This is a genomic window from Mesorhizobium sp. LEGMi-168a (assembly GCF_058312955.1).
Map to the genome: position 1 here is coordinate 323,738 of NZ_JBZEGV010000001.1, position 15,669 is coordinate 339,406.

General features: G+C 63.4%; 25 protein-coding genes. All 25 read right to left on the reverse strand.

The features are described from left to right. Nucleotides 1–36 precede the first annotated feature (36 nt). Entirely contained in the window at nt 37–1,344 is a 1,308-nt protein-coding gene (locus tag AC4FWB_RS01630; protein WP_491024049.1) for a replication-associated recombination protein A, read from the reverse strand. Between the two features lie 47 nt (nt 1,345–1,391). After that, nucleotides 1,392–2,885, reverse strand: coding sequence for a DegQ family serine endoprotease (locus tag AC4FWB_RS01635; RefSeq protein WP_491024050.1), 1,494 nt, complete (start codon nt 2,883–2,885; stop codon nt 1,392–1,394). A 189-nt stretch (nt 2,886–3,074) separates the two neighbouring features. Next, the gene (gene rplQ / locus AC4FWB_RS01640) at nt 3,075–3,506 is read right to left on the reverse strand and encodes a 50S ribosomal protein L17 (protein WP_491024051.1); all 432 of its coding nucleotides are present in this window, start codon (nt 3,504–3,506) and stop codon (nt 3,075–3,077) included. Between the two features lie 104 nt (nt 3,507–3,610). Further along, nucleotides 3,611–4,621: a DNA-directed RNA polymerase subunit alpha gene (locus tag AC4FWB_RS01645; protein WP_126094101.1), complete on the reverse strand. Its 1,011-nt coding sequence runs from the start codon at nt 4,619–4,621 to the stop codon at nt 3,611–3,613. A gap of 100 nt (nt 4,622–4,721) precedes the next feature. Next, nucleotides 4,722–5,111 carry a 30S ribosomal protein S11 gene (gene rpsK / locus AC4FWB_RS01650; protein WP_006205444.1) on the reverse strand — a complete coding sequence of 130 codons (390 nt, stop codon included), beginning with the start codon at nt 5,109–5,111 and terminating at the stop codon, nt 4,722–4,724. 125 nt (nt 5,112–5,236) lie between these two features. Then, on the reverse strand, nt 5,237–5,605 hold the full coding sequence (rpsM, locus tag AC4FWB_RS01655; RefSeq protein WP_027170351.1) for a 30S ribosomal protein S13: 369 nt from the start codon (nt 5,603–5,605) through the stop codon (nt 5,237–5,239). A 207-nt stretch (nt 5,606–5,812) separates the two neighbouring features. Beyond that, entirely contained in the window at nt 5,813–6,403 is a 591-nt protein-coding gene (locus AC4FWB_RS01660; RefSeq protein ID WP_491024052.1) for an adenylate kinase, read from the reverse strand. Then, entirely contained in the window at nt 6,400–7,740 is a 1,341-nt protein-coding gene (gene secY / locus AC4FWB_RS01665) for a preprotein translocase subunit SecY (RefSeq protein WP_491024053.1), read from the reverse strand. Before secY ends, AC4FWB_RS01660 begins: the two co-directional genes overlap by 4 nt. 191 nt (nt 7,741–7,931) lie before the next feature. Next, nucleotides 7,932–8,405 (reverse strand): 50S ribosomal protein L15, encoded by a 474-nt coding sequence (gene rplO / locus AC4FWB_RS01670; RefSeq protein ID WP_491024054.1) that lies wholly within the window; start codon nt 8,403–8,405, stop codon nt 7,932–7,934. 22 nt (nt 8,406–8,427) lie between these two features. After that, nucleotides 8,428–8,625, reverse strand: coding sequence for a 50S ribosomal protein L30 (rpmD, locus tag AC4FWB_RS01675; RefSeq protein WP_292436369.1), 198 nt, complete (start codon nt 8,623–8,625; stop codon nt 8,428–8,430). A gap of 25 nt (nt 8,626–8,650) precedes the next feature. Continuing rightward, nucleotides 8,651–9,220: a 30S ribosomal protein S5 gene (gene rpsE, locus AC4FWB_RS01680; RefSeq protein ID WP_491024055.1), complete on the reverse strand. Its 570-nt coding sequence runs from the start codon at nt 9,218–9,220 to the stop codon at nt 8,651–8,653. 79 nt (nt 9,221–9,299) lie between these two features. Next, nucleotides 9,300–9,662, reverse strand: a complete 363-nt coding sequence (gene rplR, locus AC4FWB_RS01685) for a 50S ribosomal protein L18 (RefSeq protein ID WP_491024056.1) — start codon at nt 9,660–9,662, stop codon at nt 9,300–9,302. Nucleotides 9,663–9,800: 138 nt separating this feature from the next. Beyond that, complete coding sequence (gene rplF, locus AC4FWB_RS01690; RefSeq protein WP_059188497.1) at nt 9,801–10,334, reverse strand: 50S ribosomal protein L6; 534 nt, start codon at nt 10,332–10,334, stop codon at nt 9,801–9,803. A 90-nt stretch (nt 10,335–10,424) separates the two neighbouring features. Further along, a complete protein-coding gene (gene rpsH / locus AC4FWB_RS01695; protein ID WP_059188496.1) occupies nt 10,425–10,823 on the reverse strand; it encodes a 30S ribosomal protein S8 in 399 nt (132 codons plus the stop codon). A 12-nt stretch (nt 10,824–10,835) separates the two neighbouring features. Further along, the gene (gene rpsN / locus AC4FWB_RS01700) at nt 10,836–11,141 is read right to left on the reverse strand and encodes a 30S ribosomal protein S14 (protein ID WP_095777623.1); all 306 of its coding nucleotides are present in this window, start codon (nt 11,139–11,141) and stop codon (nt 10,836–10,838) included. Nucleotides 11,142–11,167: 26 nt separating this feature from the next. Then, nucleotides 11,168–11,746 carry a 50S ribosomal protein L5 gene (gene rplE / locus AC4FWB_RS01705; RefSeq protein WP_095777622.1) on the reverse strand — a complete coding sequence of 193 codons (579 nt, stop codon included), beginning with the start codon at nt 11,744–11,746 and terminating at the stop codon, nt 11,168–11,170. Further along, the gene (rplX, locus tag AC4FWB_RS01710) at nt 11,739–12,053 is read right to left on the reverse strand and encodes a 50S ribosomal protein L24 (RefSeq protein ID WP_059188493.1); all 315 of its coding nucleotides are present in this window, start codon (nt 12,051–12,053) and stop codon (nt 11,739–11,741) included. Before rplX ends, rplE begins: the two co-directional genes overlap by 8 nt. 12 nt (nt 12,054–12,065) lie before the next feature. Then, on the reverse strand, nt 12,066–12,434 hold the full coding sequence (gene rplN, locus AC4FWB_RS01715; protein WP_006205457.1) for a 50S ribosomal protein L14: 369 nt from the start codon (nt 12,432–12,434) through the stop codon (nt 12,066–12,068). Between the two features lie 85 nt (nt 12,435–12,519). Next, entirely contained in the window at nt 12,520–12,759 is a 240-nt protein-coding gene (rpsQ, locus tag AC4FWB_RS01720) for a 30S ribosomal protein S17 (protein ID WP_491024057.1), read from the reverse strand. A gap of 4 nt (nt 12,760–12,763) precedes the next feature. Continuing rightward, a complete protein-coding gene (gene rpmC / locus AC4FWB_RS01725) occupies nt 12,764–12,964 on the reverse strand; it encodes a 50S ribosomal protein L29 (protein ID WP_059188491.1) in 201 nt (66 codons plus the stop codon). A 14-nt stretch (nt 12,965–12,978) separates the two neighbouring features. Further along, nucleotides 12,979–13,392 (reverse strand): 50S ribosomal protein L16, encoded by a 414-nt coding sequence (rplP, locus tag AC4FWB_RS01730; protein WP_027170364.1) that lies wholly within the window; start codon nt 13,390–13,392, stop codon nt 12,979–12,981. Between the two features lie 27 nt (nt 13,393–13,419). Beyond that, nucleotides 13,420–14,145, reverse strand: coding sequence for a 30S ribosomal protein S3 (rpsC, locus tag AC4FWB_RS01735; RefSeq protein WP_059188490.1), 726 nt, complete (start codon nt 14,143–14,145; stop codon nt 13,420–13,422). Beyond that, nucleotides 14,145–14,534, reverse strand: coding sequence for a 50S ribosomal protein L22 (gene rplV / locus AC4FWB_RS01740; protein ID WP_059188489.1), 390 nt, complete (start codon nt 14,532–14,534; stop codon nt 14,145–14,147). Before rplV ends, rpsC begins: the two co-directional genes overlap by 1 nt. Before the next feature lie 2 nt (nt 14,535–14,536). Continuing rightward, nucleotides 14,537–14,815 (reverse strand): 30S ribosomal protein S19, encoded by a 279-nt coding sequence (gene rpsS / locus AC4FWB_RS01745; protein WP_006205463.1) that lies wholly within the window; start codon nt 14,813–14,815, stop codon nt 14,537–14,539. 16 nt (nt 14,816–14,831) lie between these two features. Then, the gene (gene rplB, locus AC4FWB_RS01750; RefSeq protein ID WP_040970375.1) at nt 14,832–15,665 is read right to left on the reverse strand and encodes a 50S ribosomal protein L2; all 834 of its coding nucleotides are present in this window, start codon (nt 15,663–15,665) and stop codon (nt 14,832–14,834) included. Nucleotides 15,666–15,669 lie beyond the last annotated feature (4 nt).

Consider the following 15,669-nt stretch of genomic DNA (forward strand, 5'->3'; position numbering starts at 1 on the left):
GCTCACGATTGCACAAGCATTGCGCATGCCAAGCCGCTACTCCCGCTCTTTACGCAGCTTTGCCCAATATTCCAGCCGCTTGCGGATATCGCGCTCGAAGCCGCGCTCCGGCGGGTCGTAGAAAGTGCGGCGGCCCATCTTCTCGGGGAAATAGTCCTGACCTGAAAACGCATCCGGCTCGTCATGGTCGTAGCGATAACCGGCGCCGTAGTCCTCCTCCTTCATCAGCTTGGTCGGCGCGTTGAGGATGTGTTTCGGCGGCAGCAGCGAGCCATGCTCCTTGGCCGCTTGCGTCGCCGCCTTGAAGGCGGTGTAGACGGCGTTCGATTTCGGCGCGGTGGCGAGATAGACGGTGGCCTCGGCGAAAGCGAGCTCGCCCTCGGGAGAACCGAGATAGTCATAGGCGTCCTTGGCGGCATTGGCGATGACCAGCGCCTGCGGATCGGCAAGGCCGATGTCCTCCACCGCCATGCGAACCAGCCGGCGCCCGAGATAGAGCGGGTCCTCACCGGCATCGAACATGCGGGCGAGGTAATAGAGGGCGGCATCGGGGTCCGAGCCACGCACCGATTTATGCAGCGCCGAGATCAGATTGTAATGACCGTCCTGGCCCTTGTCGTAGATCGGCGCGCGGCGCTGGATGACGCGCTGCAGGCCCTCCGGCCCAAACACCTCGCCGGGCTTGGCGGCGCGCCAGACTTCCTCTGCCAGCGTCAGCGAGGCGCGGCCGTCGCCGTCACTCATGCGGATCAGCATGGCGCGCGCCTCGTCGTCGAGCGGCAGCGCCCTGCCCTCGGTTTCTTCCGCGCGCGCCAGCAGCTTGGCGATGCTCTCCTCGCCGAGCGAGCGGAACACCAGCACACGCGCGCGGGACAAAAGCGCCGCATTCAGCTCGAAGGACGGGTTCTCCGTCGTGGCGCCGACCAGCACCACCGTGCCGTCTTCCATGACCGGCAAAAAGCCGTCCTGCTGGGCGCGGTTGAAGCGATGGATCTCGTCGACGAAAAGCAGTGTCTGGCGTCCATTGGAGCGGCGCAATTTTGCCGCCTCGAACACTTTCTTCAGGTCGGCGACGCCGGAAAACACCGCCGAGATCTGTTCAAAGGCAAGATTGGTCTCGCCGGCAAGCAGTCGTGCTACTGTCGTCTTGCCGGTGCCGGGCGGCCCCCAGAAGATCATCGAGCCGAGCGAGCCTGAATCGATCAATCGCGTCAGCGCGCCGTCCGGCCCGGTCAGATGCTCCTGACCGACAACCTCGCCAAGGTTTTTCGGGCGCAGCCGGTCAGCCAGCGGCCGGCCGGGCGGCGCCTTCTCCGATTCGTCTAAGCTGAACAGATCGGCCATGCATGTCTTCTGGTTGGAGCGCGATCTTCAGAGATGGGGAGATCGTCTCAGTAACGCAACACTTGGCGCAGTGTCTGTCCGCCGCGCTCGACGGTAAAGCGCCACCAGCGCGTGTCCTGCTGGGCGACCTGTGCCAGCGTTGTCGCCGTATCGATGCTCGTGCCGTTCACCTCGCGCACGATGTCGCCCGGCTGGAAGCCGAAATCGGCGGCCGGTGAATCGCGGTTGATGTCAACCACGGTGACGCCCTTCAAATCGGTGCGCAGGCCAAGCCGCTGGGCAAGACGCGGAGACAGTTCCGCCACCTTGGCACCCGAGAACGGGCTGCGGCCGTGCAAAGTGACTTCCGCGGCCTTGGCGCCCTCAGGCGCGCGCTCCAACGCGATCTCCAGCGTCGCCTGCTGGCCCTTGCTCAGCACGGCAAAGGTCGCCTTGGTGCCGATCGACAGCGTCGCCATGCGGTAGTCCAGCGCCTCGGTGCTTTCGACCGGCGTGTTGTTGAGCGACAGCACGACGTCGCCGGGCTTGAGCCCGGCCTTGCCGGCCGGGCCGGTTGCGTCGACCGAGGAGACCAGTGCGCCAGTCGGCTTTTCCATACCCAGCGATTCCGCGATCTGCGGCGTCACGGCTTCAAATTCGGCGCCGATATAGGGCCGCTCGAAGAAATCCAGGCCGGCCTTCGCCGCATCGGCGAAGGCGCGCACCATGTTCGACGGGATGGCGAAGCCGATGCCGATCGAGCCGCCGCTGCGGCTGTAGATCGCCGTGTTGATGCCGACCAGCTGGCCGCCCATGTTGATCAGCGCGCCGCCGGAATTGCCGGGATTGATGGCGGCGTCGGTCTGAATGAAATAGCCCGAATCCGAGACGCCGATATGGCTGCGGGCAAGTGCTGAAACAATGCCGCTGGTGGTGGTCTGGCCGACGCCGAACGGATTGCCGATCGCCAGCACCAGGTCGCCGACCTCGAGCGCGTCGGAATCGCCGATGGCGATCACCGGGAACGGCTTGTCGGCCGAGATCTTGAGCACGGCCAGATCGAGCGTCTCGTCCTTCAGCATCACCTTGCTGGCGAACTCGCGCCCGTCGGCGGTCGCGACCTTCACTTCGTCGGCGTCCTTGATGACATGGTAGTTGGTGACGATGACGCCGCTCGGATCGACCAGCACGCCGGAACCCAGCGAGGACTGCGCGCGCGGCTGGGCGCGGCCGAAAAACTCCTCGAAGAAGGGATCGCCTTCGAAGGGCGAGGTCACCTTGGCGGTCTGCGAGGCATAGACGTTGACCACGGCGGGCGCCGTCTGCTTGACCAGCGGGGCGAATGAAAGCTGCACCTCCTCGCGGCCGAAGGGCACGCGCTTGTCCGGGCCCGAGGTGGCGTTCTCGCCTTCCACGCCATGCAAGAGATCGGTCAGCACGTCGGAGAGGCCGGGGTCGGCCGGCTTGGCGGCGTCCTCAGCCAATGCCTGCCTGACGCTCGGTGCCGCGGCGAAGGCGGCGAGCGCGCAAACTGCAATGAGAAACAGCCGTTTGAGGTGCATTCCGAATCCTCCAAATCAGGCGCCATTGTCCCGACGATTGTGCAGAATGAAAGGCTAATGCACGGAAATCAGGCACTTGTCGCGCAAAAGCATGAGCCTGCGTGCGAAAATCCGCTCGCTCCGAGGCTTCACCCCCGAAATGCAAAAGGGGCCCGCAGGCCCCTCGCAACCACTTCCGAAACCGAGGCCTCAGGCGGCCGCGGCTTCCTCGTTGCCGCCTTCGGCCTCGAGGCGGGCGCGATCGGCGGCGCCCTTGGCCGAGATGTCGCGGTCGACGAACTCGATGACCGCCATGGCGGCGTTGTCGCCCTTGCGGAAGCCCGCCTTCATGATGCGCAGATAGCCACCGTTGCGTTGCGCATAACGCGGCGCAATCGTGTCGAACAGGCGCTTGACGACCGGCTCGTTGCCGATCTGTGCGATGACCTGGCGACGGGCGTGCAGGTCGCCGCGCTTGCCGAGCGTCACCAGCTTCTCGACGATCGGACGCAGGTCCTTCGCCTTCGGCAGGGTGGTGACGATCTGCTCGTGCTCGATCAGAGACACGGCGAGGTTGGCGAACATCGACTTGCGGTGGCTTACGCTGCGGGCGAAGCGACGGCCTTTGAAACCGTGGCGCATGGCTCTTTTCCTTCTTCAGTTATTCAAGAGGCCACGGCCTCTGATGGTTTTCCGCATGACCGTCGGATCGAGCGGCTCTCGCCGCCGATCCTTGGAATTCATGCTCAATACTGGTCTTCGTAACGCTTGGCGAGGTCTTCGATGTTTTCCGGCGGCCAGTCCGGCACTTCCATGCCGAGATGGAGGCCCATCGCCGCCAGCACTTCCTTGATCTCGTTCAGCGACTTGCGGCCGAAGTTCGGGGTGCGCAGCATCTCGGCTTCGGTCTTCTGGATCAGGTCGCCGATATAGACGATGTTGTCATTCTTCAGGCAGTTGGCCGAACGCACCGAAAGCTCGAGCTCGTCGACCTTCTTGAGCAGCGCCGGGTTGAAGGCGAGCTCGGTGACGGCTTCGGCCGCGACTTCCTTCTGCGGCTCGTCGAAGTTGACGAAGAGCGCGAGCTGGTCCTGCAGGATGCGGGCGGCGAAAGCCACCGCGTCCTCGCCCGAGATCGAACCGTCGGTCTCAATCGTCATGGTCAGCTTGTCATAGTCGAGAACCTGGCCCTCGCGGGTGTTCTCGACCTTGTAGGAGACCTTCTTGACCGGCGAGTAGAGGCTGTCGACCGGGATCAGGCCGATCGGAGCGTCCTCGGCGCGGTTGCGCTCGGCCGGCACATAGCCCTTGCCGGTGTCGACGGTGAACTCCATGCGGATCTCGGCGCCCTCGTCCAGCGTGCAGATCACGTGGTCGGGGTTGAGGATCTCGACGTCGCCAACGGTCTGGATGTCGCCGGCGAGCACGGCGCCCGGGCCCTGCTTGCGCACGACCATGCGCTTGGGACCATCGCCTTCCATGCGGATGGCGATTTCCTTGATGTTGAGGACGATGTCGGTCACGTCCTCGCGCACGCCGGCGATGGACGAGAATTCATGCAGCACGCCGTCGATCTGCACGGCGGTGACGGCCGCGCCGCGCAGCGAAGACAGAAGCACGCGCCGCAGCGCGTTGCCGAGGGTGAGGCCGAAGCCGCGCTCGAGCGGCTCTGCCACCAGCGTGGTCAGCGTCTTCTTCTTCGACGAGAACTCGATCTTGTTCGGCTTGATCAGTTCCTGCCAGTTTTTCTGGATCATGGTGTCTTCCTTCCTTTGACCCGCCACCATCCAATCGTGGCGGGCAGCCTGGAATTACCGCGTGAGCAGCGTTTTTGGCGCTCGTGCGGCGTTTTCTAAATTAGACGCGGCGCTTCTTGCGCGGGCGGCAGCCATTGTGCGGGATCGGCGTCACATCACGGATCGAGGTGATGGTGAAGCCGGCGGCCTGCAGCGCGCGCAGCGCCGATTCGCGGCCGGAGCCGGGTCCGCAGACCTCGACCTCGAGCATGCGCATGCCGTGTTCCTGCGCCTTCTTGGCGACGTCCTCGGCAGCCATCTGGGCGGCGAACGGGGTCGACTTGCGCGAACCCTTGAAGCCCTGGGCGCCGGCCGACGACCAGGCAATCGAATTGCCCTGCGCGTCGGTGATGGTGATCATCGTGTTGTTGAAGGTCGAATTGACGTGGGCAACGCCCGACGAGATGTTCTTGCGTTCGCGACGGCGAACACGAGCGGCTTCCTTGGCCATGGTAGTCCTTTCAGTTGATCTCTACACCGCCGTAGTGCCAGCGGCTCCACCTTTGAGAGCGAGCAGTGAGTAGGGAATAGCGAATAGGGGCCCTACTCGCTAATGGCTACTCGCTATTCGCTTACTTACTTCTTCTTGCCGGCGATCGCCTTGGCCGGGCCCTTGCGGGTGCGCGCATTGGTATGCGTGCGCTGACCGCGGACCGGCAGCGAGCGGCGATGACGCAGGCCGCGGTAGCAGCCGAGGTCCATGAGCCGCTTGATATTCATCGAGACTTCGCGGCGCAGGTCGCCTTCGACCTGGTAGTCGCGGTCGATCGTCTCGCGGATCTGCAGCACTTCCGCATCGGTCAGCTGATTGACGCGGCGGTCTGCCGGGATGCCGACCTTGTCGACGATCTCCTGGGCAAACTTCTTGCCAATGCCGTGAATATATTGAAGCGCGATGACGACGCGCTTGTTGGTCGGAATGTTGACGCCGGCTATACGAGCCATTTCTTCTCTTCTCCATATGGGCCGGACGAGCCGGCGCTATCCTAGTTGCTCCGCGTCCGGTGGAGGCCGGCCCTTGCGGGAGTTTCCTGGTTCAAAACGACTGCCCTGCCCTTGCGGGCAAGCAAAGTCCATGCCTGACAGGAAGACGGGCCGCCATACCCCAACGGCTCCCTCCAGTCAAGCGCAATCGTTACTTGTCGGAACGGCCTACTTCGCCGTCGCCGCGAGCACGTCCTCGATCTCCGCGGTCACCGCGTCGATGCTGGCCATGCCGTCGACGGTTTTCAACCTGCCTTTGGCGTAATAGTAGCCGGTCAGCGGAGCCGTCTTCTTGTAATATTCGCGCAGGCGCTCCTCGAACACCGCCGGATTGTCGTCCTTGCGCACCGGCTGGCCGGCCGCCTTGGCGTCCTCGGCCCGCTTGACGATGCGCCCGACCAGCGCCTTGTCGTCCACGACGAGCTCGATGACGCTGTCGAGCGCAATGCCACGCTCGGCAAGCATCGCTTCGACAGCGTCGGCCTGCACCAGAGTGCGCGGATATCCGTCGAGGATGAAACCCCTGGCGCAATCGGGCTGGTCGATTCGCTCGGCGACGATCGCGTTGACGATCGCGTCCGACACCAGCTCGCCGGCATCCATCACCGCTTTGGCGCGCTTGCCGACTTCGGTTCCGGCCTGGACGGCGGCACGCAGCATGTCACCCGTCGAAAGCTGGGGTATGCCGTGTTTTTCTACCAGTCTCTGTGCTTGCGTCCCCTTGCCCGCTCCTGGCGGCCCAAGCAATATCAGCCTCATCTGCTCCTCTTACCCCCGCGCAACTTCGACTTCTTGATCAGGCCCTCATACTGGTGCGCGATCAGGTGACCCTGAATCTGCGCCACCGTGTCGAGCGTGACACTGACCACGATCAGAAGCGATGTGCCACCGAGGTAGAAAGGTACGCCAGTCGCTGAAATCAGGAACTCAGGCAATAGACACACCAGCACCAGGTAGATGGCGCCGATGACCGTGACACGCGTCAAAACATAGTCGATATATTCGGCGGTGCGCTCACCCGGCCGATAGCCCGGGATGAAGCCGGAATGCTTCTTGAGCTGGTCGGCCGTGTCCTTCGGATTGAAGACGATCGCCGTGTAGAAGAAGGCGAAGAAGATGATCATCGCCGCGTAGAACGCCATGTATAGCGGCTGGCCGTGACCGAGCGAGGCCAGCACCGTGCTTGCCCAGGCCGGCAGGTTGGTCGTCTGCGAGAAGCCGGCGACCGTTGCCGGCAGGAGCAGAAGCGAAGACGCGAAGATCGGCGGGATGACGCCCGAGGTGTTGAGCTTCAGCGGCAGGTGCGAGGTATCGCCCTGGAACATGCGGTTGCCGACTTGCCGCTTCGGATACTGGATGAGCAGGCGACGCTGCGCGCGCTCGAAGAACACAATGACGCCGATGACGACGATGGCGAGCACGATGATCGCCAGGATGAGGCCCGTGGACAGCGCGCCCGTGCGGCCGAGTTCCAGCGTGCCGGAAATGGCGCGCGGCAGGCCGGCGACGATGCCCGAGAAGATGATCAGCGAAATGCCGTTGCCGATGCCGCGCGCAGTGATCTGCTCGCCGAGCCACATCAGGAACATGGTGCCGCCGACCAGCGTGACGACGGTCGAGATGCGGAAGAACATGCCGGGATCGTTGACGATGCCGTTGCCGCCCTCGAGCCCGATCGAAATGCCGTAGGCTTGCACCAAAGCGAGCAGCACGGTGCCGTAGCGCGTGTACTGGTTGATGATCTTGCGACCCTGCTCGCCTTCCTTCTTCAGCGATTCCAGCGACGGGATGACCGATGTCATCAGCTGCATGATGATGGAGGCGGAGATGTAGGGCATGATGCCCAGCGCGAAGATCGCCATGCGCTGCACGGCACCGCCGGCAAACATGTTGAACATGCCGAGCACGCCCTTGCTCTGCGAGGAGAAGGCGTGCGCGAAAGCGTCGGGATTGATGCCGGGAAGCGGGATATAGGTGCCGAGGCGGTAGACGAGCAGCGCGCCGATGGTGAACCAGATGCGCTTCTTCAGGTCCTCGGCCTTGGCGAAGGCCGCGAAATTCAGATTGGAGGCTAGTTGTTCAGCAGCCGAAGCCATGCCTGATTCTCCGCTAGGTCACGCTCGATGCCCGCAGCTCAGGCGGCGCGTGTCACCGAAGCCCACGAGATAAGCTCCGGACCGTCAACATGCAAGCGGCCGCGTTGACGCGGCCGCCCAATTGATCAGATCGAAACGCGGTTCGCCGGCAAAAACGAAGTCATTCCCGCCGGCCGCGCTTCAAATCGCCGTTACTCGGTGGCGGCTGCTTCCGGCAGCTTCACCGAACCGCCGGCCTTTTCGATCTTCTCGATCGCCGCCTTGGAGGCGCCGGCGACCTCGAAGGTGAGCTTGGCCTTGAGCTCGCCATCGGAGAGCACGCGCACGCCATCCTTGGCGCGGCGGATGACGCCGGCAGCGATCAGGGCCTCAGCCGTCACGGTCGCCTTGGCGTCGAGCTTCTTGGCGTCGACAGCGGCCTGGATGCGGGCGAGCGACACGACGGTGAAGCTCTTGCCAAACAGGTTGTTGAAGCCGCGCTTCGGCAGGCGACGATAGAGCGGCATCTGGCCGCCCTCGAAGCCGTTGATGGCGACGCCGGAGCGCGCCTTCTGGCCCTTGACGCCGCGACCGCCGGTCTTGCCGGAGCCGGAGCCGATGCCGCGACCGAGGCGCTTCCTGGAGTGCGTGGCGCCGTCCTTGTCACGCAGATCGTTGAGTTTCATCTTCTTTCTCCTGCGCTTCCGTTCAGGCCTCGTCCACGACGCGGACGAGGTGCTGGACGGCGGCGATCATGCCGCGCACGGAAGGGGTGTCCTCCAGCGTGCGCCGCTTGTGCATCTTGTTCAGGCCGAGGCCGACCAGCGTCGCGCGCTGCTCCTTCGGCCGGCGGATCGGCGAACCGACCTGCTCGACGGTGATGGTCTTGGTAGCTTTCTTGGCCATGGTCAAAATCCCTGGTCAGCGTCGACTATTCTTCAGCCGTGACGGCAGTGCCGCGACGAGCCTGAAGGGTCGAGTACTTGATACCGCGCGCGGCAGCCACATCCTTCGGATGCATCTGGCTCTTCAGCGCGTCGAAGGTGGCGCGAACCATGTTGTAGGGGTTCGACGAACCCATCGACTTGGCGACCACGTCATGCATGCCGAGCGTCTCGAAGACGGCGCGCATCGGGCCGCCCGCGATGATGCCGGTACCCTGCTTGGCGGCGCGCAGCAGAACGCGTCCGGCGCCCCAGCGGCCCTCGACGTCGTGATGCAGCGTACGGCCCGAGCGCAGCGGCACGAAGATCATGTCGCGCTTGGCCGACTCGGTCGCCTTGCGGATCGCCTCCGGCACTTCGCGCGCCTTGCCGTGGCCGAAGCCGACGCGGCCCTTCTGGTCGCCGACGACGACGAGAGCGGCGAAGCCGAAGCGACGGCCACCCTTCACCACCTTGGCGACGCGGTTGATGTGGACGAGCTTGTCCACCATGCCGTCGTCACGCTCTTCGCGTTCACGATCGCGGCCGCGGCCGCCTTCCCTACGTTCCTGTGCCATATCCTAGTCCTTGTTCTTTTCCGGAAGCACGGGTTGCTGAAATGCCGGCGCCTCTTATCGGACGCCGACGGTTTAGAAATCAGAAGCTCAGACCACCCTCGCGAGCGGCCTCGGCCAGCGCCTTGACGCGGCCGTGATAGATGTAGGCGCCACGGTCGAAGATGACTTCCTTGACGCCGGCCTTGACGGCGCGCTCGGCGATCAGCTTGCCGACCGCGGCTGCCGCAGCGGTGTCGGCGCCGGTCTTGAGCGAACCCTTGAGATCCTTCTCAAGCGTCGAGGCGGCAGCCACCGTGTGGCCTTTCGCGTCGTCGATGACCTGGACGTAGATGTTCTTCGAGGTGCGGTGCACCGAAAGCCGCGGACGCTCGCCGGCGACCTTCTTGAGCTGGCGGCGTACGCGCTGCGCGCGGCGCTGGGTGGTTTCCTTGGGGCTTGCCATAATGTCAGTTCCTTGCCTTCAGAAAACGGGGGCAACCTTGTGCGGTAGGCTAGGCCTCCCGCGGCCGCTCCCCGCGGCGTTACATTTCTCCGACTTGGCCCTTTCCGAAAAGTCTGCAACTTTTCGGGGCCAAGCCTATTACTTCTTCTTGCCTTCCTTGCGGACGATCCGCTCGTCGGCATAGCGCACGCCCTTGCCCTTATAGGGCTCCGGACCGCGATATTCGCGGATCTCGGCGGCGACCTGGCCGACCTGCTGCTTGTCGATGCCGGAGACCGTGATTTCGGTCGGCTTCGGCACCGAGATCGTGATGCCCTGCGGCGTCTCATAGACAACGTCGTGGCTGAAGCCGAGCGCGAGCTGCAGGTTCTTGCCCTGCATGGCGGCGCGATAGCCGACGCCGGTGATCTCGAGCTTCTTCTCGAAGCCGTCCTTAACGCCCTGCAGGATGTTGACGATCTGCGTGCGCGACATGCCCCACTTGGCGCGAGCCACCTTGGTCTGGTCGCGCGGCTGGACGGAGATCTCGTTGTTCTCCATCTTGACCAGCACTTCGTCGTTCACCACGAACTTCAGCTCGCCCTTGGGGCCTTTCGCCGTCACGGTCTGGCCGTTGACGGACGCGGTCACGCCCTGAGGCAGCGAAACGGGTTTCTTTCCGATACGAGACATTTTGTTGTCCTCGTCACTTCTTTCGTTTCAGGTTCCAATTCCCGGGCGCGATCCCGAGAACCGAAGCCCATTTCTCAATCTCGTGCCGGATCAGAAGATCTGGCAGAGGATCTCGCCGCCGACGTTCTGCTCGCGCGCTTCGTGGTCGGCCATGACGCCCTTCGGCGTCGAAAGGATGGCGATGCCGAGGCCGTTGGCGACCTGCGGGATCGACTTGGCCGAGACATAGACGCGGCGGCCAGGCTTCGAGACGCGCTCGATTTCGCGCACGACCGGCGCGCCGTCGAAATACTTCAGCTCGATCTCGATTTCCGACTTGCCGTTGTCGAAGTCGGTCTGGCTGTAGTCGCGGATATAGCCTTCCGACTTCAGCACTTCGAGGACGCGGGCGCGCAGACGCGAGGCCGGGGTCGAGACGCTCGACTTCTTGCGGCCATAGGCGTTGCGGATGCGGGTCAGCATATCGCCGAGAGGATCGCTCAATGACATCTCAGTGTCTCCTTACCAGCTCGACTTGACCAGGCCCGGGATCTGGCCGTTGTTGCCCAGATCGCGAAGCGCGATACGCGAAAGCTTGAGCTTGCGATAGTAGGCGCGCGGACGGCCGGTGACTTCGCAGCGGTTGCGGATGCGGATCTTGGCCGAGTTGCGCGGCAGCGCCGAAAGCTTCAACTGGGCGCGGAAACGCTCTTCCATCGGCTTGGACTGATCCATGACGATTTCCTTGAGCGCCTTGCGCTTGGCGGCGTACTGGCCGGCGAGCTTGCGGCGCCGGTTGTTCTTCTCGACTGAGCTGGTCTTTGCCATTTCAGATTTTTCCTTTTTCGCTGCCGTTACTGGCGGAAGGGGAAGTTGAAGGCCTTGAGCAGTGCTCTCGCCTCGTCGTCCGTCTTCGCCGTCGTACAAACGATGACGTCCATGCCCCAGACCTGATCAACCTTGTCGTAGTTGATCTCCGGGAACACGATGTGCTCCTTGATGCCCATGGCGTAGTTGCCACGGCCGTCAAAGCTCTTCGGGTTCAGTCCGCGGAAGTCGCGAACGCGCGGCAGCGCGATGTTCACGAGGCGGTCGAGGAACTCGTACATGCGTTCCTTGCGCAGCGTGACCTTGGCGCCGATCGGCATGTTCTCGCGCACCTTGAAGCCCGCGATCGAGTTGCGGGCGCGGGTGACGACGGCCTTCTGGCCGGCGATCAGCGCGAGATCCTCGGCCGCGACCGAGGGCTTCTTCGAATCGCCGGTCGCCTCGCCGACGCCCATGTTCAGCACGATCTTGTCGATACGCGGAACCTGCATCTCGTTGTCGTAGCCGAACTGCTCCTGCAGCGCCTTGCGGATGGTCTCCTGATAGACCTTCTTGAGGCGCGGCTCGTTCTTGGCAGCCGCCTGCTTGGTTTCAGCCTTAGCCATTGATGACTTCTCCCGAACGCTTGGCGACGCGCACCTTCTTGCCGTCCTTCTGGATGGCGAAGCCGACGCGGGTCGGCTTACCGTCCTTGGGGTCGGCCAGCGCGATGTTCGACAGGTGGATCGGCGCTTCCTTGGTGATGATCCCGCCCTCTTGGGACTGGGTCTGCTTCTGGTGACGGCGAATGAGGTTCACGCCGCGCACGAGCGCGGTGTCTTCCTTCGGCTGCACCGACAGGACTTCGCCCGAACGGCCCTTGTCCTTGCCGGCAAGCACGACAACCTTGTCGCCTTTTCTGATCTTTTGCATTGGTCCGGCTCCTTACAGCACTTCAGGCGCGAGCGAGATGATCTTCATGTGGTTCTTGGCGCGAAGCTCGCGCGGAACCGGTCCGAAGATACGGGTGCCGATCGGCTCTTTCTTGTTGTCGACGAGAACGGCCGCGTTCTTGTCGAAACGGATCACGCTGCCGTCCGGGCGGCGGATGTCCTTGGCCGTGCGAACCACGACCGCCTTCATCACATCGCCCTTCTTAACGCGGCCGCGCGGAATGGCTTCCTTGATCGACACCACGATGATGTCGCCGACGGAGGCATACTTCCGCTTCGAGCCGCCCAGCACCTTGATGCACATGACACGACGGGCGCCGGAATTGTCCGCGACGTCGAGGTTTGTTTGCATCTGAATCATGACTGGCCGCCTTCTTCTTTTCTAACGGGACGGGTTCTTCACCCCTCCCCGGTCTGTCCAAAATTCGTTTGTTTACGCCCTAGGATCAGGCTTGGTCCGAGGACACGACGATCCAGCGCTTGTCCTTGGAAATCGGCTTCGATTCCTGGATGAACACCTGGTCGCCGACCTTGTGGGCGTTGTTCTCGTCATGCGCCTTGTACTTCTTGGTCAGGCGCACGGTCTTCTTCATCACGGGGTGCGTGAAGCGCCGCTCGACCTTGACGACGACCGTCTTCTCGTTCTTGTCGCTGACGACGGTGCCCTGCAGGATGCGCTTTGGCATGGTCTTAACCCTTCTTGGCCGCGGCTTTTTCCGCGGCGATGGTCTTGATACGCGCGATGTCCCTGCGGACCTGCTTCACGCGCGCGGTCTTCTCGAGCTGGCCGGTGGCCTTCTGGAAGCGCAGGTTGAACTGCTCCTTCTTCAGCGCGGCCAGGTCGTCGGTCAGCTGATCCTGGGTCTTGGTCCGGATGTCTTCGGCTTTCATGGTTCAGCCCGTCCTTATTCTGCGATGCGCTGTACGAAGCGCGTCTTGACCGAGAGCTTGGCGGCGCCGAGACGCAGCGCCTCACGCGCGGTCTCCTCGCTGACGCCGTCGATCTCGAACATGATGCGGCCAGGCTTGACGCGCGCCGCCCAATAATCGACGGCGCCCTTGCCCTTACCCATGCGCACTTCGGTCGGCTTCGAGGTGACCGGCAGATCCGGGAACACCCGGATCCAGACGCGGCCGGCGCGCTTCATCTCGCGGGTGATCGCACGGCGGGCCGCCTCGATCTCGCGCGCGGTGACGCGGTTCGGCTCAAGCGCCTTCAGCCCGAAACCGCCGAAATCCAAGTTGGTGCCGCCCTTGGCGGTACCGTGGATACGGCCCTTGAACTGCTTACGGAACTTTGTGCGCTTTGGCTGCAGCATCGTTCTAACTCCAAATTCTCAAATGTCTCAGGCGTTCTCGCGACGACGACCGCGCTCGCGCTCGCCGCCGGTCGCACCGCCGTGATCGCCTTCGGTGGCGCGACGCTCGGATGCCATCGGGTCGTGCTCGAGGATCTCGCCCTTGAACACCCACACCTTGACGCCGCAGATGCCGTAGGCCGTGTTCGCCTCGGCAACGCCGTAGTCGACGTCGGCGCGCAGCGTATGCAGCGGCACGCGGCCTTCGCGGTACCACTCCATGCGCGCGATTTCGGCGCCGCCGAGACGGCCGGAGCAGTTGATGCGGATGCCTTCGGCGCCGAGGCGCATGGCCGACTGAACGGCACGCTTCATGGCGCGGCGGAACGCGATGCGGCGCTCGAGCTGCTGGGCGATCGACTGGGCGATCAGCGTGGCGTCGATTTCCGGCTTGCGCACTTCAACGATGTTGAGGTGCGTTTCGGACTTCGTCATCTCCATCAGCTTCTTGCGAAGCTTTTCGATGTCGGCGCCCTTCTTGCCGATGATGAGGCCCGGACGCGCGGCATGGATGGTGACGCGGCACTTCTTGTGCGGACGCTCGATCACGACCTTGGAGATCGCGGCCTGCTTGAGCTCCTTCTCAAGATACTTGCGGATCTTGATGTCCTCATGCAGCAGCTGGCCGTACTCGCCTGTGTTCGCGAACCAGCGCGAATCCCAGGTGCGGTTGATGCCGAGACGCAGCCCGATCGGATTGACTTTCTGGCCCATTATGCGGCCTCCCCTTTTTCCTCGACTTCACGAACGACGATCGTGAGGTGCGAGAACGGCTTTTCGATACGGCTGGCGCGACCACGGCCACGAGCGTGGAACCGCTTCATGACGATCGACTTGCCGACATAGGCTTCCGATACGATCAGCGAGTCGACATCGAGATCGTGGTTGTTTTCCGCGTTGGCGATCGCCGATTCCAGCGTCTTCTTAACCGTGCCGGAAATCCGCTTGGCCGAGAATTCGAGGTCGGAAAGCGCTGTCGCGACCTTCTTGCCGCGGATCAGCGCGGCAACCAGGTTCAGCTTCTGCGGGCTGATACGGATCGTGCGCAGAACGGCGCGCGCCTCGTTGTCAGCAAGCCTGCGCGGAGCTTTGGCCTTGCCCATGATTATTTCCTCTTCGCCTTCTTATCCGCACCATGACCGTAATAGGTCCGGGTCGGAGCGAATTCACCGAACTTGTGACCGACCATGTCCTCGTTCACCGAGACCGGGACATGCTTCTGGCCGTTGTAGACACCGAAGGTGAAGCCGACGAACTGCGGCAGGATGGTGGAGCGACGGCTCCACATCTTGATCACCTCATTGCGACCGCCTTCACGAACCTTGTCCACCTTCTTGAGAAGGTAGCCGTCGATGAAGGGGCCTTTCCAAATCGAACGAGTCACTTGGCGTTACCTCTTCTTAGCTCTTGCGCTGATGGCGCGAGCGCACGATGAACTTGTCGGTCGCCTTGTTGGACCGCGTCTTCTTGCCCTTGGTCGGCTTGCCCCAGGGCGAAACCGGATGACGGCCACCCGAGGTGCGGCCTTCACCACCGCCGTGCGGATGATCGACCGGGTTCATGGCCACGCCGCGATTGTGCGGGCGCTTGCCGCGCCACACCGTGCGGCCGGCCTTGCCGTCGTTGATGTTGCCGTGGTCGGGGTTCGACACGGCGCCGACGGTGGCCATGCAGGAGCCGTGCACGACGCGCTGCTCGCCCGAGTTGAGGCGCAGGATCGCCATGCCCTGGTCGCGGCCGACGAGTTGGGCGTAACCGCCCGCCGAACGGGCGACCTGACCGCCCTTGCCCGGCTTCAGCTCGATGTTGTGGACGATCGTGCCGACCGGCATCGAGGCCAGCGGCATCGCGTTGCCCGGCTTCACGTCGACCGCTTCGCCGGCCACGATCTTGTCGCCGGCAGCCAGACGCTGCGGCGCCAGGATGTAGGACAGCTCGCCGTCGTCATACTTGATCAGCGCGATGAAGGCGGTGCGGTTCGGATCGTATTCGATACGCTCGACCGTGCCGACGACGTCGTACTTCTTACGCTTGAAGTCGATGATGCGGTACGAACGCTTGTGACCGCCGCCGATGAAGCGGGCCGTGATGCGGCCGTAGTTGTTGCGGCCGCCCGACTTGGTCAGGCCTTCGGTCAGGCCCTTGACGGGCTTGCCCTTGTAGAGGCCCGAGCGGTCGACGATGACCAGCTGGCGGGTGCTCGGCGTTACCGGGTTGAATTTCTTGAGTGCCATTGTC

Bases quoted from the DNA above. Each gene is read 5' to 3' on its own strand.
- AC4FWB_RS01630 (WP_491024049.1), bottom strand. From the start codon at position 1,344: ATGGCCGATCTGTTCAGCTTAGACGAATCGGAGAAGGCGCCGCCCGGC.
- AC4FWB_RS01635 (WP_491024050.1), bottom strand. From the start codon at position 2,885: ATGCACCTCAAACGGCTGTTTCTCATTGCAGTTTGCGCGCTCGCCGCC.
- rplQ (WP_491024051.1), bottom strand. From the start codon at position 3,506: ATGCGCCACGGTTTCAAAGGCCGTCGCTTCGCCCGCAGCGTAAGCCAC.
- AC4FWB_RS01645 (WP_126094101.1), bottom strand. From the start codon at position 4,621: ATGATCCAGAAAAACTGGCAGGAACTGATCAAGCCGAACAAGATCGAG.
- rpsK (WP_006205444.1), bottom strand. From the start codon at position 5,111: ATGGCCAAGGAAGCCGCTCGTGTTCGCCGTCGCGAACGCAAGAACATC.
- rpsM (WP_027170351.1), bottom strand. From the start codon at position 5,605: ATGGCTCGTATAGCCGGCGTCAACATTCCGACCAACAAGCGCGTCGTC.
- AC4FWB_RS01660 (WP_491024052.1), bottom strand. From the start codon at position 6,403: ATGAGGCTGATATTGCTTGGGCCGCCAGGAGCGGGCAAGGGGACGCAA.
- secY (WP_491024053.1), bottom strand. From the start codon at position 7,740: ATGGCTTCGGCTGCTGAACAACTAGCCTCCAATCTGAATTTCGCGGCC.
- rplO (WP_491024054.1), bottom strand. From the start codon at position 8,405: ATGAAACTCAACGATCTGCGTGACAAGGACGGCGCCACGCACTCCAGG.
- rpmD (WP_292436369.1), bottom strand. From the start codon at position 8,625: ATGGCCAAGAAAGCTACCAAGACCATCACCGTCGAGCAGGTCGGTTCG.
- rpsE (WP_491024055.1), bottom strand. From the start codon at position 9,220: ATGGCACAGGAACGTAGGGAAGGCGGCCGCGGCCGCGATCGTGAACGC.
- rplR (WP_491024056.1), bottom strand. From the start codon at position 9,662: ATGGCAAGCCCCAAGGAAACCACCCAGCGCCGCGCGCAGCGCGTACGC.
- rplF (WP_059188497.1), bottom strand. From the start codon at position 10,334: ATGTCTCGTATCGGAAAGAAACCCGTTTCGCTGCCTCAGGGCGTGACC.
- rpsH (WP_059188496.1), bottom strand. From the start codon at position 10,823: ATGTCATTGAGCGATCCTCTCGGCGATATGCTGACCCGCATCCGCAAC.
- rpsN (WP_095777623.1), bottom strand. From the start codon at position 11,141: ATGGCAAAGACCAGCTCAGTCGAGAAGAACAACCGGCGCCGCAAGCTC.
- rplE (WP_095777622.1), bottom strand. From the start codon at position 11,746: ATGGCTAAGGCTGAAACCAAGCAGGCGGCTGCCAAGAACGAGCCGCGC.
- rplX (WP_059188493.1), bottom strand. From the start codon at position 12,053: ATGCAAAAGATCAGAAAAGGCGACAAGGTTGTCGTGCTTGCCGGCAAG.
- rplN (WP_006205457.1), bottom strand. From the start codon at position 12,434: ATGATTCAGATGCAAACAAACCTCGACGTCGCGGACAATTCCGGCGCC.
- rpsQ (WP_491024057.1), bottom strand. From the start codon at position 12,759: ATGCCAAAGCGCATCCTGCAGGGCACCGTCGTCAGCGACAAGAACGAG.
- rpmC (WP_059188491.1), bottom strand. From the start codon at position 12,964: ATGAAAGCCGAAGACATCCGGACCAAGACCCAGGATCAGCTGACCGAC.
- rplP (WP_027170364.1), bottom strand. From the start codon at position 13,392: ATGCTGCAGCCAAAGCGCACAAAGTTCCGTAAGCAGTTCAAGGGCCGT.
- rpsC (WP_059188490.1), bottom strand. From the start codon at position 14,145: ATGGGCCAGAAAGTCAATCCGATCGGGCTGCGTCTCGGCATCAACCGC.
- rplV (WP_059188489.1), bottom strand. From the start codon at position 14,534: ATGGGCAAGGCCAAAGCTCCGCGCAGGCTTGCTGACAACGAGGCGCGC.
- rplB (WP_040970375.1), bottom strand. From the start codon at position 15,665: ATGGCACTCAAGAAATTCAACCCGGTAACGCCGAGCACCCGCCAGCTG.